9 protein-coding genes are annotated in these 13,356 nt (G+C 68.0%); 7 read left to right on the forward strand and 2 right to left on the reverse strand.

The genetic code is table 11. The features are described from left to right. Positions 1-12: 12 nt before the first annotated feature. The 5 genes from D5S08_RS02745 to D5S08_RS02765 are packed head-to-tail and all read left to right on the forward strand — an operon-like array spanning position 13 to position 5,516. Complete coding sequence (locus tag D5S08_RS02745) at positions 13-1,479, forward strand: type II and III secretion system protein family protein (protein ID WP_121115232.1); 1,467 nt, start codon at positions 13-15, stop codon at positions 1,477-1,479. Beyond that, a complete protein-coding gene (locus D5S08_RS02750) occupies positions 1,476-2,210 on the forward strand; it encodes a CpaD family pilus assembly protein (RefSeq protein ID WP_162301904.1) in 735 nt (244 codons plus the stop codon). The genes D5S08_RS02745 and D5S08_RS02750 overlap by 4 nt, the downstream gene beginning before the upstream one ends. Next, positions 2,207-3,499, forward strand: coding sequence for a CpaE/TadZ family protein (locus D5S08_RS02755; RefSeq protein ID WP_121115236.1), 1,293 nt, complete (start codon positions 2,207-2,209; stop codon positions 3,497-3,499). The genes D5S08_RS02750 and D5S08_RS02755 overlap by 4 nt, the downstream gene beginning before the upstream one ends. Further along, on the forward strand, positions 3,499-4,470 hold the full coding sequence (locus D5S08_RS02760) for a type II secretion system F family protein (protein ID WP_121115238.1): 972 nt from the start codon (positions 3,499-3,501) through the stop codon (positions 4,468-4,470). Before D5S08_RS02755 ends, D5S08_RS02760 begins: the two co-directional genes overlap by 1 nt. A 17-nt stretch (positions 4,471-4,487) precedes the next feature. Then, entirely contained in the window at positions 4,488-5,516 is a 1,029-nt protein-coding gene (locus D5S08_RS02765) for a type II secretion system F family protein (RefSeq protein ID WP_121115240.1), read from the forward strand. Between the two features lie 27 nt (positions 5,517-5,543). Here the strand turns inward: D5S08_RS02765 and D5S08_RS02770 are convergent, their stop codons facing one another. Continuing rightward, the gene (locus D5S08_RS02770; protein WP_121115242.1) at positions 5,544-6,038 is read right to left on the reverse strand and encodes a MarR family winged helix-turn-helix transcriptional regulator; all 495 of its coding nucleotides are present in this window, start codon (positions 6,036-6,038) and stop codon (positions 5,544-5,546) included. Between the two features lie 328 nt (positions 6,039-6,366). Between D5S08_RS02770 and D5S08_RS02775 the strand changes: the two genes are divergently transcribed. Both D5S08_RS02775 and D5S08_RS02780 read left to right on the forward strand, forming a co-directional pair. Next, positions 6,367-9,627 (forward strand): TonB-dependent receptor domain-containing protein, encoded by a 3,261-nt coding sequence (locus D5S08_RS02775; protein WP_121115244.1) that lies wholly within the window; start codon positions 6,367-6,369, stop codon positions 9,625-9,627. Between the two features lie 91 nt (positions 9,628-9,718). Next, positions 9,719-10,711: a 2OG-Fe(II) oxygenase gene (locus tag D5S08_RS02780; protein WP_162301905.1), complete on the forward strand. Its 993-nt coding sequence runs from the start codon at positions 9,719-9,721 to the stop codon at positions 10,709-10,711. A gap of 6 nt (positions 10,712-10,717) precedes the next feature. Here D5S08_RS02780 and clpB read toward each other — a convergent pair whose 3' ends face one another. Next, a complete protein-coding gene (clpB, locus tag D5S08_RS02785) occupies positions 10,718-13,297 on the reverse strand; it encodes an ATP-dependent chaperone ClpB (protein ID WP_121115247.1) in 2,580 nt (859 codons plus the stop codon). Positions 13,298-13,356 lie beyond the last annotated feature (59 nt).

Consider the following 13,356-nt stretch of genomic DNA (forward strand, 5'->3'; position numbering starts at 1 on the left):
GAGACCACCGCCATGACCCGCCGCCTCCTGCCCTGCCTGCTGGCTGCTGCCGCCATCGCCCTGCCGGCCGGCATGGCAGAGGCGCAGCATCAGTCCGCCCCGGCGGCGGAGGTGGTGCTGTCCATCGGCCGGGGCCAGCTGGTCACCCTGCCGGTAGCGATGAGCGACATCTTCGTGGCCAATGACGCGGTGGCCGATGTGGAGGTGAAGAGCCGCCGGGAGCTTTACGTGATGGGCCGCGCCGGGGGCGAAACGGTCGTCTATGCCAGCGATGCGGCGGGCGAGACGATCTGGTCCGCCAATATCCGCGTGGGATCGAACATCGACAGCGTGGACCAGATGCTGACGCTGGCCATGCCCGATGCCCGGATCGCCGTCGCCACCATCGGCACCGGCACGCTGCTGCTGACCGGCACCGTCGCCGCGCCGGAAGATGCGGCGGAGGCGGAGCGGCTGGTCAGGGCCTATGCCGGGAAGGATGCCAACGTCATCTCCCGCCTGCGCCTGACCACGCCGCTGCAGGTCAGCCTGCGGGTCCGCATCGCGGAGGTCAGCCGGTCGCTGGTGCGCGCGCTGGGCGTCAATGTCGCCACCGGCGATTCGACGGGCGGCTTCCAGTTCGGGCTGGGCCAGGGCCGCAACTTCTTCGACCAGTTCGCGCCCGGCGGCCCGTCCTGGATCGCGCCTGACGGGCAGCTGGAAGGCGCCGGCACCCTGCTGAACGGCGTCAGCCCCGGCACCACGATCAGCGGCATGGGCCGGTTCCTGGGGCTGGACCTGCTGGGCGCGCTGGACCTGGCGGAAACGGACGGGCTGGTGACCACGCTGGCCGAACCCAACCTGGCCGCCATTTCCGGCGAGACCGGCCAGTTCCTGGCAGGTGGCGAGTTTCCGATCCCGCTGAACCAGGGGCTGGGCAACACGACGGTCGAGTACAAGAATTACGGCGTCAGCCTGGCCTACACCCCCGTGGTGCTGTCCAACGGCCGCATCTCGCTGCGGGTGCGCCCGGAAGTGTCGGAGCTGTCGAGCCAGGGCGCGGTGACACTGAACGGCTTCCAGATCCCGGCCCTGACCGTGCGCCGGGCCGAGACGACGGTCGAGCTGGGCTCCGGCCAGAGCTTCATGATCGCCGGGCTGATGAGCAACAGCGCCCAGAACACCGTCAACCGCGCGCCGGGCCTGGGCAATCTGCCGATCATCGGCAATCTGTTCCGCTCCTCCGAATTCCGCCGGGGCGAGACGGAGCTGGTGATCGTGGTCACCCCCTATCTGGTGCGCCCGGTGGATGACAGTTCCATCCGCCTGCCGACGGACGGGCTGCGCGTGCCCACGCTGGGCGAACAGCTGCTGCACGACAGTGCCAGTGCGCGCGACAGCGGCGGTGCCCGGCCCGGCCCGATGGCCGCCGACGCCGCCGCGCCGAGCGGCACCAATCTCGAACCTGCCGCCGAACCCGGCTTCAGCCCGATCCCGTGAGCGCGAGGACCATCATGCCGCCACTTCGCAGACACCTGCCGTCTGGGCCCGCCCCCCGGCCCCGCCCTGCCCGGCCCCACCCTGCCTGCAACCGGTCGCTGCTCGCCCTGTCGATCGCGGGCGCGCTGGCCGGCTGCAGCAGTGCCACGGCCGGGCCGGCCGGCATCAACCGCGCGCTGCACTCGGTCCATCAGCCGGTGGTGGAACGCACCACTTATACGCTGGACCTGATGGGCGGCATCGCCGGGCTGCCGGCTGGCGAAGGCCGGCGGCTGGACGCATGGCTGGCTGCGCTGGGCGCCGCGCCGGGCGACACGCTGGCGGTAGACGGCACTGCCAGCCCGGCGGCGATGACGGACCTGGCCGCGATCACCGGACGGCATGGCCTGCTGGCGGATGGGCAGCGCGCCGCATCGGGCGGCCTGCCCCCCGCGGGCATGCTGCGGGTCGCGCTGACCCGTTCAAGCGCGCAGGTGCCGGGCTGTCCCGACTGGGCCGATCACACCGGCAACCAGCTGGATAATCGCACCTCGAACAATTATGGCTGCGCGATCAACAGCAATCTGGCGGCCATGATCGCCGACCCGCAGGATCTGCTGCGTGGCCGCAGCGATGCCGGTGGCACGCAGGTGATGACATCCGATCGCGCGATCCAGACCTGGCGGGAGCGTACGCCGGGCGTGGAGAACGAACTCCCGCGGGTGCCGGGTAGCAGTGGAGGCGCGCAGTGAACGCGCCATGGAAACCGCAGGGCGCCCGCGACGGCTTCGCCGCCTTTGTCTGCGACGACCAGACGCTGGACCGCGTGCGATCCGCCGCGATCACGCTGGGCTTCGCGCCCGAGAAGTGCGTGCGCGGTGGCCTGCGCAGCGCGATCCAGGCGCTGGCGGTCAGCACCAGTCCGGCGATCCTGCTGGTCGACCTGTCCGACTGCGCCGATCCGGTGAATGAAATCCAGGGCCTGGCCGAAGTGTGCGAACCGGGCACGGTGGTGGTGGCGCTGGGCCAGGTCAACGATGTGCGCCTGTACCGCACCCTGCTGGCGAGCGGCCTGCACGATTACCTGCTGAAGCCGGCAATGGCGGACCAGCTGGCCGAGGCACTGGCCAGCGCCCGGGCCGTGCTCTCCGCCCCCCGGTCCGGCGGGGCCGAAGGGGAGCGGCCACATGCGGCGATCGCGGTGATCGGCACGCGCGGCGGCGTGGGTGCCTCCACCATCGCGGCATCCCTGGCCTGGAGCTCCGGCACGCTGGATGCGACGGGCACCGCCCTGCTCGACCTGGACGTGCATTTCGGCACTGCCGCGCTGGCCTTCGACCTGGAGCCGGGACGCGGCCTGGCCGATGCGATCGAGAATCCCGGACGGATCGACGGGCTGTTCATCGAACGGGCGATGTCACGGGTGAACGCGAACCTCGCCATCCTGTCATCGGAGGCGCCGCTCTCCACCGCTTTGGCGACGGACGGCACCGCATTCGTGCGATTGCTGGAGGAATTCCGCACCAGCTTTGCCCGCACCGTGATCGACCTGCCGCGCGGGGTGATGATCAACTTCCCGCAGGTGCTGGCCAATGTCGGCACGATCGTGCTGGTGACGGAACTGACCCTGGCCGGCGCGCGCGACGCGATCCGCATGCTGGCCTGGCTGCGCGCCCATGCGCCCGCGGCACAGCCGGTGGTCGTCGCCAATCGCACAGGGCCCGGCACGGGCGAGATCGGCCGGTCCGAGTTCGAGACCACGATCGAGGGCAAGATCGCCCATCTGGTGCCGCTGGACCCGAAAGCCGCCGCCACCGCCGCCAAGCAGGGCCAGTGCCTGGCCGAAGCAGCGCGGGGCAGCAAGACGGGCGCGGCGCTGGCCGCCCTGCAGGCGACGATCGACGCCGCCTGCGCAGGGGATGATGGCGATGGCGCGCTGGTGCTGCGCGATCCCACCGGCGCGCCGGTGGGCAAGGCCAAATTCGATCTCAAGGCGCTGCTGGGCCGCGCTCGACCCGGCGCCAAGGTGGCGGCGTCCTGATGGATCCGGTCGACCTGCTGCTGATGGGCGGCATGGTGGCCGGCGCCATCGTGCTGGGGGCAATGCTGCTGACCGGCGGCACGTCGGGCAAGCAGGCGCAGCGGCGGTTGCAGGCGGTGCGCCTGCGCCATGGCGACAGCGCGCAGATGCGCGTCGAATCGCAGCTGAAGAAGGCGATCGCCGCGCGCCAGCCCAAGGCGAACGGCGCGGGCGGAGCGCAGGACCGCATCGCCGCGCTGGCGCTGCGGCTGGAACGCAGCGGCACGAACTGGTCGATCAGGCAGTATGGCCAGGCCTGTTTCGGGATCGGCATGGTGGTGACCGCCATCGCCTGGATCCAGACGGGCGCGCTGCTGCTGGCGTTGGTGCTGGGCCTCGCCGCGGGACTGGGCCTGCCGCATCTGGTGCTCGGCCGCATGATCGCACGGCGCCTGAACGCCTTCAACGCCCGCTTCCCCGATGCCCTGGAGCTGCTGGTGCGCGGCCTCAGGTCCGGCCTGCCGGTCAGCGAGACACTGAACGTGATCGCCAACGAGGTGCCCGGCCCTGTCGGGCGGGAGTTCCGCACGGTGGTGGACGGTATCCGCATCGGCCGGTCGATGGAGGAAGCATTGCAGTCCGTCGCCGACCGGCTGGCCATGGCCGAGTTCCAGTTCTTCGTCATCACCATCTCCATCCAGCGCGAGACGGGCGGCAACCTGGCCGAGACGCTGGCGAACCTGGCCGAGGTGCTGCGCAAGCGCGGGCAGATGAAGCTGAAGATCAAGGCCATGAGCTCGGAATCCAAGGCCTCCGCCTACATCGTCGGCGCGCTGCCCTTCGCCGTGTTCGCCATGGTGACCTTCGTGAACCCCGCCTACGTGGCCCCCTTCATGACCGATCAGCGGCTGACCGTGATCGGCCTGGGCGCCATGGTGTGGATGGGGATCGGCGTGTTCGTGATGGCCAAGATGGTCAGTTTCGAGATCTGACGGGAAAGCCTGCCGCCATGGAACCGCTCCTGCACCAGCCCGCCGGCCCCACCCTGCTCGGCATTGACGTGATCACCGTCGGCACCGTGCTGGCCGGCATCGCCGCCATCGCCGTGATGGTTGCCTTCTACGCCGCGCTGGGCGTGCGCGATCCGATGAGCCGGCGCGCCAAGGCGCTGGTCGCCCGGCGGGACGAGCTGAAAGCCGGCATCCTGACGCGCGCCGGCCCCGGTCGCCGTCGGCAGAGCCTGGCGCGCCGCACCGCCACCACCGACCGGATCCGGGAATGGCTGAACCGGATGAAGGTGCTGCAGGACAGCCAGATCACCGCCATCCAGCAGAAGCTGGCCCATGCGGGATATCGCAACCGGGAACTGGCCGTCACGATCATCCTCGCGCGGCTGATCCTGCCGGTGGCGCTGGGCCTGCTGGCCGTCGTGGTGCTGTACTGGGCGGAGCTGTATCCGGACTGGGGGTCGATGAAGCGCTTCGCCGGCTTCGCCGGCGCAATCATCACCGGCTACAAGGGGCCGGAGATCTACCTGTCCAACAAGGCCAGCAAGCGCACGCTGGCGATCCGCAAGGGCCTGCCCGACGCGCTGGACCTGCTGGTCATCTGCGCGGAGGCCGGCCTGACGGTGGATGCCGCCTTCACACGCGTCAGCCGCGAGCTGGGCCGCGCCTATCCGGAGCTGGGCGAGGAGTTCGCGCTCGCCGCGATCGAGCTGTCCTTCCTGACGGAGCGGCGCCATGCGTTCGAGAACCTGGCCTTCCGCGTCAACCTGGACCAGGTGCGCGGCGTGGTCACCACGCTGATCCAGACCGAGCGTTACGGCACCCCGCTCGCTTCCTCGCTCCGCGTGCTGTCGGCCGAATTCCGCAACGAGCGGATGATGCGGGCGGAGGAGAAGGCCGCGCGGCTGCCCGCGATCATGACGGTGCCGCTGATCCTGTTCATCCTGCCGGTGCTGTTTGTGGTGATCCTGGGTCCGGCGGCCTGCTCCATCAGCGATGCCTTCAGCGGGGGGGCGCTGGGGGGCGGCTGACCCGATCGCGCGGCCGAACAGGCCCGGTCAGTCGAAGCCCCAGCTGCCGCTGATCGCGGCACCGTCCAGCTGGCGCCCGTCCAGATTGCCAACCTGGCTGCGCACCCGTTCCAGCAGGGCGCGGAACTGGTGCTGCTCCTCCTCGCTCAGCACGCCCATGATCCGGCGGGTCATGTCGACCGCCAGCGGCATGATCTGCCCGTGCATGTCGCGGCCTTCGGCGGTCAGTTCCAGCAGGTGGGAGCGGCCGTCCTGCGCATTGGGGCTGCGGGCGATCAGGGCGCGTTCCTCCAGCACCTTGCACGCACGGTTCACCGCCACCTTGTCCATCAGCGTCATGCCGGTCAGTTCCCGCTGGGTCAGCGGCTCGCGATCGCCGAGCACTGCCATGACGCGCCATTCCGGGACAGAAAGCCCGAACTGCACCTTGTATTCCAGCGCGATACGCCCGCTCACCGCATTGGAGGTGACGGACAGGAGATAGGGCAGGAACTCCAGCAATGGTGTATTCGCTTTGCTCATTGGTTACCGGCGATATCATCCGGGAGAAACTTTGCAAGCTCGCCATTGCCGCTGGTGATCGTCTTGCCACTGCCATTGCTGCGCTGACGCAACATTAATGCGCACGAGCTGCCCACGGCTTCGACGAAGGGAGGCGCTTACGGGCGGCTGCCGATTGTATGCCACATACCATTAGTGTCGCCAAAAAGTCACACTGCTGCAAAGATCAGCCGCCGGGGTAATGGTTCTGATTGTAACGATGCTGCCAATATCGCAGCAACCTGTTCAGATCAGTGAAAGAATTGCGTCAGGCGCACACTGGCTGAAGAACAATGGGGACTGCACAAACATGAACAGCAACCAATTCCGCGGACGCGTGCTCAAGGCAGGCGTGGCCATGCCCGCTTTGGCCCTTATGGGCATTGCGGCCCCGGCCTTTGCGCAGGACGCGACCAGCACCACCACGCAGCCTGCGCGCGACTGTGCCGATGCCAACACGGACGGCCTGTGCGACGGCGAAACGGTTCAGAGCAACGCGATCATCGTAACCGGCTCGCGCATCGCCCGCACCAACCTCGATTCGCCCACGCCCGTCACCGTCGTTTCGGGCGAAACGTTCTTCAACCAGGCCACCGTCAATGTCGGTGACGCGCTGAACGACCTGCCGCAGCTGCGCAGCACCTTCAGCCAGTCCAACTCGGGCAACAGCCTCGGCACCGCCGGCCTCAACCTGCTGGATCTGCGTGGCCTGGGCACGCAGCGCACGCTGACGCTGGTCAATGGCCGCCGCCATGTCGCGGCCGATATCCTGAACAACGGCGTGTCGGTCGACGTCAACACGATCCCGACCGATCTGGTCGAGCGGGTCGACATCGTGACCGGCGGCAATTCCGCCATCTATGGTTCCGATGCGATCGCCGGCGTCGTCAATTTCGTGCTGAAGGACGATTTCGAAGGCTTCCAGGTTCGCGGCCACGCGAACGTGAACACCGATGGCGACTTCAACGGCCAGTACATTTCCGGCCTGGCGGGCACCAACTTCGCCGAAGGGCGCGGCAACGTCACCGTACATGCCGAATTCGCCAATCAGGATCGCGTGTTCGCTTCCAACGTGCCGTGGCTGCGCCAGAACAACGCCTTCGGTGTGATCGACGCCGATCCGGCGCTGGGCGCAGGCCGGAACGGCAGCGACGGCTACCCCGACCGCGCCTTCTTCCGCGATATCCGCTCGGCTTCGATCCACTATCTCGGCCTCGTGCCGATCCCGCAGGCAGCCGGCGCCGCCGGCTGCGGCACGGGTCTGGGCAACAGCGATGGCGGTCCGGTCAACACCGGCACGCCTTACAACTGCACCTACATCTTCAACCCCGACGGCACCCTGTCGCCCCAGACCGGCAGCCGTTTCAGCACCGGCCCGATCGGCGGCATCGTGGGTGGCAACGGCCAGACCGGCCGCGAAGGTCAGGTGCTGAGCGTCCTGCCGAGCCAGGAACGGATCAACGTCAACCTGCTGGCGAAGTTCGAAGTATCGCCGGCGCTGATCCCGTTCGTCGAGGCGAAGTACGTCAACATCAAGACGCGCGGCCTCAACTCCGGTCCGGCATTCGGGCAGGGCGGCACCTATGGTGACTCGCGCGAACGGCCGCGGCTGGACAACCCCTATCTGAACCCGGCTGCCAGCACGACCATCGCCAATGCGATCCTCGCTTCGGGCCTGAATGCCACCAGCCTGACTGCCCGCACTCCGCTGACCGACGTGCAGCGTGCCGCTATCGCCGACGGTAGCTACCGTTTCGCCGTCGCCCGCAACCTGACCGACCTCGGCATCCGGGACGAGGATTCCGAGCGTGAAGTGTACCGCATCGTCGCCGGTCTTCGCGGCGACTTCGGTAGCAGCTTCGCTTACGAACTGTCGGCCAACTACGGCAAGGTGACCGAGAACACGACCGTCCTCGGCAACCTGATCCCGCAGCGGTTCATGCTGGCGATGGATTCCGCCCGCAACTCTTCCGGCCAGATCGTCTGCCGGTCGCAGATCGATCCTGCCGCGGCTTACGAGTACGGCAATCCGGGCGACGCGGAAGCGCTGGCTGCGGATATCGCGAACTGCGTGCCCTACAATCCGTTCGGTGCCGGCGACAACCGCGCCGCGGCGGCCTACATCACGCAGGACACCGTCTCCAAGGCTACGCTGGAGCAGCTGGTCGTGTCGGGCTTCGTCTCGGGTGACACCTCCTCCTTCTTCGAACTGCCGGGTGGCCCGATCGGCTTCGCCGTTGGTGGCGAGTATCGCCGTGAGGAACTGTTCTTCCAGGCCGATCCGCTCGTCGAAAGCGGCCGCACGTTCTACAACGCGCTGCCGACCTTCGATCCGGAGCCGTTCGAGGTCAAGGAAGCCTTCGCCGAACTGCGTCTGCCGCTGCTGGCCGACCTGCCGTTCGTGGAAAGCTTCTCCGTCTCGGGCGCGGTGTGCGTGTCCGACTACAATGGCGCCACTGGCACGACTTGGGCCTACAATGGCGGCGCGGAGTGGGAGATCGTCCGGGGTCTGCGTCTGCGCGGCGCCTATGGCCGCTCGGTGCGTGCGCCGAACCTGCAGGAAACCTCGTCGTCGTTCGGCCAGAACTTCGCACCTGGCTTCAGCGATCCGTGTCTGCCGCAGAACATCGGTAACAACCCCAATCGTCTGGCGAACTGCTCGGCGGATCTGGGTGGCCTGCTGAACAGCGCACAGTTCATCGCCCTGCCGGCCTACTCGCTGGAGATCCTCAGCGGCGCCAACCCCGACCTGTTCGAGGAAACGTCGGACTCGTACACGTTGGGCGCGGTGTTCACGCCGGTCGCCATTCCGGGCCTGAACCTCACTGTCGATTATTTCGACATCTCGGTGGACAACGTCATCACCTCGCTCAGTGCGCAGAACGTGGTGAATGCGTGCTACGACCAGCCTGACCTGAACAACCAGTTCTGCAGCCTGTTCCAGCGCTTCCGTGGTCCGGGTGCTGGCCCGAACGGCGAGGTTCCGGGTCAGGTGCTGGATCTGAGCGCGCGGATCACCCCGCTCAACTTCGCATCGCGGACGGCGCGCGGGATCGACTTCGATCTCAGCTACTCGACCGATCTCGGTGCCGATGCGACGGTCAGCACGCGCTTCCTGTACACCCACAACATCGAACGCAGCAATTTCGAGAACCCGTCGAACCCTGACTTCGAGAACCGGATCCTCAGCGAACTGGGCAACCCTAAGGACGAGTTCCGCTGGAACGTGAACCTGAACAAGGGTCCGGTCACGCTGGGCTACACGATGTCCTACATCGGCCCGCAGACGATCAACCTGTACGAGGATACGAACGCGCTGCCGGGTGCCTGCACCCCCAATGGTTGCCCGCCGAACAACCTCGATTATGCGGACATCCTGGAATATCCGGACGTGTTCTACCACGACGTCCGCGTGGAGTTCGAGGTCGAGGAAGACTCGCGGTTCACCATCGGTATGGACAACATCCTCAACACGATCCCGCCGCTGGGCCTGACCGGCACCGGCGACGGCAGCGGCATCTACCGCGTGCGCGGCCGCAACATGTTCGTCAGCTTCCTGGGTCGCTTCTGATCACGGTCTGACTGACAGTCACAAGCGAAGGGGTCGGAACCGGTCGGTTCCGGCCCCTTTTCTTATGGGGCCATCCGGTCCAGACAGGGGCATGGCCGTCCCGCAGCAACCGTCAGACATCGCCACCGAACTTGCGCAACGCGGCGCGGTGGATCAGGCCTACGCCGTGTTGAGCCGCGCGGTGGAAGATGGCGATGCCACCGCCGCCATGCTGCTGGCAGGCTGGCGCATGGCCGGCACGCTGATCCGGCGCGACCTGGCGGCGGCCCGGGAACTGTACGGCCTCGCGGCTGCGCTGGGCGCCGATGAAGCGGAGCCGGTGTTCATCGCCCTGCTCGCCAACGGCGCCGGCGGAACACCTCGCGACTGGACCCGCGCCCTCACCCTGCTGCGCCGGCGCGCCGTCCGCGATCCCCTGGCCCGGCGCCAGGCCGATCTGCTCGACGCCATGGCGCTGGACGGCGATGGCAATCCGCTGAACCGGCCCCCCGTCACCAATCTGCCCGCCGCCGCGGGCATGTGGCACGCGCCACGCTTCCTGACGGCGGCCGAATGCCGCTATGTCACCGATCGCGCCGCCCCGATGCTGCAGCCGGCGACCGTCGTCGATCCACAGACCGGGGCCATGGTCCAGCACCCGGTGCGCCGGGCTCATGCCACCAGCTTCCCCTTCGTGCAGGAGGACATGGTGATCCATGCGCTCAACCGGCGGATTGCCGCCGCCGCCGGTCACGCGGTCGATCATGGGGAGCCGCTGCAGGTGCTGGGCTATGGCCCCGGACACGAATACCGGCTGCATTCGGACGCCCTGCCACCCGGCGGAAACCAGCGCGTCTCCACCGTCCTGATCGTGCTCAAGGCCGACTTCACCGGCGGCGCGACTACCTTTCCCAAGCTCGGCTATGAATGGCGGGGCAAGCTGGGGGAGGCGCTGCACTTCCCCTGCCTGGATGCAGCCGGCCAGCCGGACCAGAGAATGTGGCATGCCGGCCTGCCGGTGGCGCAAGGCGTGAAGCTGATCGCCTCGCGCTGGATCCGGGCCGCCCCGCTGGACCTTGCGGGTCCGCTGGGACGACCCTTCTGACGAGCTTTACCGGACGTCAAACACCAGCGCGCCGTCGCCATCCTCCACATGCACGGTGCTGCCATCGGGCACCTCGCCCGCCAGCAGCTTCTCGGCCAGCGGATCCTGCACGTAGCGCTGCACCGCGCGCTTCAGCGGCCGGGCGCCATAGACCGGATCGTAGCCGACACGCCCCAGCCAGCGCTTCGCCGCATCCGACAGGTCGAGCACGATCTTGCGGTCGCGCAGCAAGGTCTGCACCCGGCCGACCTGGATCTCCACGATCGGCGCCATGTGCTCCTGCCCCAGACGGTGGAACAGGATGATCTCGTCCAGCCGGTTCAGGAATTCGGGGCGGAAATGCCCGCGCACCACATCCATCACCTGCGGCTCGACCTCCTCCACGCTCTGCCCTTCGTCCATGCCGGCCAGGAACTGGCTGCCCAGATTGCTGGTCAGGATGATCAGCGTATTGCTGAAATCGACCACCCTGCCCTGCCCGTCGGTCAGCCGGCCGTCGTCCAGCACCTGCAGCAGCACGTTGAACACGTCAGGGTGGGCCTTCTCCACCTCGTCGAACAGCACCACCTGATAGGGGCGGCGGCGCACGGCCTCGGTCAGCACGCCGCCTTCCTCGTAGCCGACATAGCCCGGGGGGGCGCCGATCAGGCGGGCGACGGCGTGCTTCTCCATGAACTCGCTCATGTCGATCCGCACCATGGCGCTGTCATCGTCGAACAGGAACGCGGCCAGCGCCTTGGTCAGCTCCGTCTTGCCCACGCCGGTGGGGCCCAGGAACAGGAAGCTGCCGAGCGGCCGGTTCGGGTCCTGCAGGCCGGCGCGCGCGCGGCGCACCGCCTTGCTGACGGCGGCGACGGCCTGCTGCTGGCCGATCACCCGCTGGCCGATCACCTGCTCCATGCGCAGCAGCTTATCCCGCTCGCCCTGCATCATCCGGTCGACCGGCACGCCGGTCCAGCGGCTGACCACGCCGGCGATGTCGTCCGCCGTCACCTCCTCGCGCAGCATGGCCGTGCCGGTCAGCGCCTGCGCCTCGGCCAGCTTGCGCTCCAGATCGGGGATGCGGCCATAGGACAGCTCGCCCGCCCGGCCGAGATCGCCGGAGCGCTGCGCCTGCTCCAGCTCCAGCCGCAGGGCGTCCAGCTGCTCCTTGATGCGGGCTTCGGCATGGATCTTGTCGCGTTCGCCCTGCCAGCGCGCGGTCAGTTCCGCGCTCTCGCCCTCCAGCCGGCCGAGTTCCTGGCGCAGAGCGGTCAACCGGTCGCGGCTGGCCGTGTCCGTTTCCTTGCCGAGCGCCTGCTCCTCAATCTTCAGCTGGATGATCCGGCGGTCGAGCCCTTCGATCTCCTCCGGCTTGCTTTCCACCTCCATGCGGATGCGGCTGGCGGCCTCGTCCATCAGGTCGATCGCCTTGTCGGGCAGGAAGCGATCCTGGATGTAGCGGTTGCTGAGCTGCGCCGCCGCCACGATAGCGCCATCGGTGATGCGCACGCCATGATGCAGCTCGTACTTCTCCTTCAGCCCGCGCAGGATGGAGACGGTGTCCTCCACCGTCGGCTCCGCCACGAAGACCGGCTGGAAGCGGCGCTGCAAAGCGGCGTCCTTCTCCACATATTTCTGGTACTCATCCAGCGTGGTCGCGCCGATGCAGTGCAGTTCGCCGCGGGCGAGCGCCGGCTTCAGCAGATTGCCGGCATCCATGCTGCCCTCGCTCGCCCCGGCGCCGATCAGCGTGTGCATCTCGTCGATGAACAGGATGATGTGCCCCTCGGCGCCCTTCACCTCGTCCAGCACGGCCTTCAGCCGCTCCTCGAACTCGCCGCGATATTTCGCGCCGGCGATCAGGGAGCCCATGTCGAGGCTCATCAGCGCGCGGTCCTTCAGGCTGTCGGGCACGTCGCCATTGGCGATGCGCAGCGCCAGACCTTCGGCGATGGCGGTCTTGCCGGTGCCGGGTTCGCCGATCAGCACTGGGTTGTTCTTGGTCCGGCGGGCGAGGATCTGGATGGTGCGGCGGATCTCCTCGTCCCGGCCGATCACCGGATCCAGCTTGCCCGCGCGGGCGGCTTCGGTCAGGTCGCGGGCATAGCGCTTCATCGCGTCATAGGCTTGTTCAGCATTGGCGCTGTCGGCATTGCGGCCATTGCGCAGCGCGTTGATGGCGGTGTTCAGCGCCTCTGCCGTGACGCCCGCTGCCTCCAGCGAGCGGCCGGCGGAGGTGGTCTTGGCCAGCGCCAGCGCCAGCAGCAGCCGCTCCACGGTGACGAAGCTGTCGCCTGCCTTGGTCGCCACCTGCTCCGCCTGGTCGAGCACGCGCACCGCATCATTGTCGAGGCCGGGCGTCGCCTGCGCGCCGGAGCCGGAGACGGCAGGGATCTTCGCCAGCGCCTGCGCCAGCGCGTCGGTCGCGGCCTTGGGATCGCCGCCCGCACGGGTGATCAGGCCGGCGGCCATCCCTTCGGGGTCGTCCAGCAGCGCCTGCAGCAGATGGTCCGGGCTGATCCGCTGGTGGTTGTTGCGGATGGCGACCGTCTGCGCGGCCTGCAGAAAGCCCTTTGCCCGATCGGTGTACTTGTCCAGGTTCATGCCTGCCCTTGCTCCCCAGCGATGATGATAGGGTGAAAAGTAGTGTTGCCATGGGGCAA

Source organism: Croceibacterium ferulae, from assembly GCF_003660445.1.
Classification (GTDB): Bacteria; Pseudomonadota; Alphaproteobacteria; order Sphingomonadales; family Sphingomonadaceae; genus Croceibacterium; species Croceibacterium ferulae.

Coding starts and splice junctions, on each gene's coding strand:
- D5S08_RS02745 (WP_121115232.1), top strand. CDS start 13: ATGACCCGCCGCCTCCTGCCCTGCCTGCTGGCTGCTGCCGCCATCGCC.
- D5S08_RS02760 (WP_121115238.1), top strand. CDS start 3,499: ATGGATCCGGTCGACCTGCTGCTGATGGGCGGCATGGTGGCCGGCGCC.
- D5S08_RS02765 (WP_121115240.1), top strand. CDS start 4,488: ATGGAACCGCTCCTGCACCAGCCCGCCGGCCCCACCCTGCTCGGCATT.
- D5S08_RS02770 (WP_121115242.1), bottom strand. CDS start 6,038: ATGAGCAAAGCGAATACACCATTGCTGGAGTTCCTGCCCTATCTCCTG.
- D5S08_RS02775 (WP_121115244.1), top strand. CDS start 6,367: ATGAACAGCAACCAATTCCGCGGACGCGTGCTCAAGGCAGGCGTGGCC.
- D5S08_RS02780 (WP_162301905.1), top strand. CDS start 9,719: ATGGCCGTCCCGCAGCAACCGTCAGACATCGCCACCGAACTTGCGCAA.
- clpB (WP_121115247.1), bottom strand. CDS start 13,297: ATGAACCTGGACAAGTACACCGATCGGGCAAAGGGCTTTCTGCAGGCC.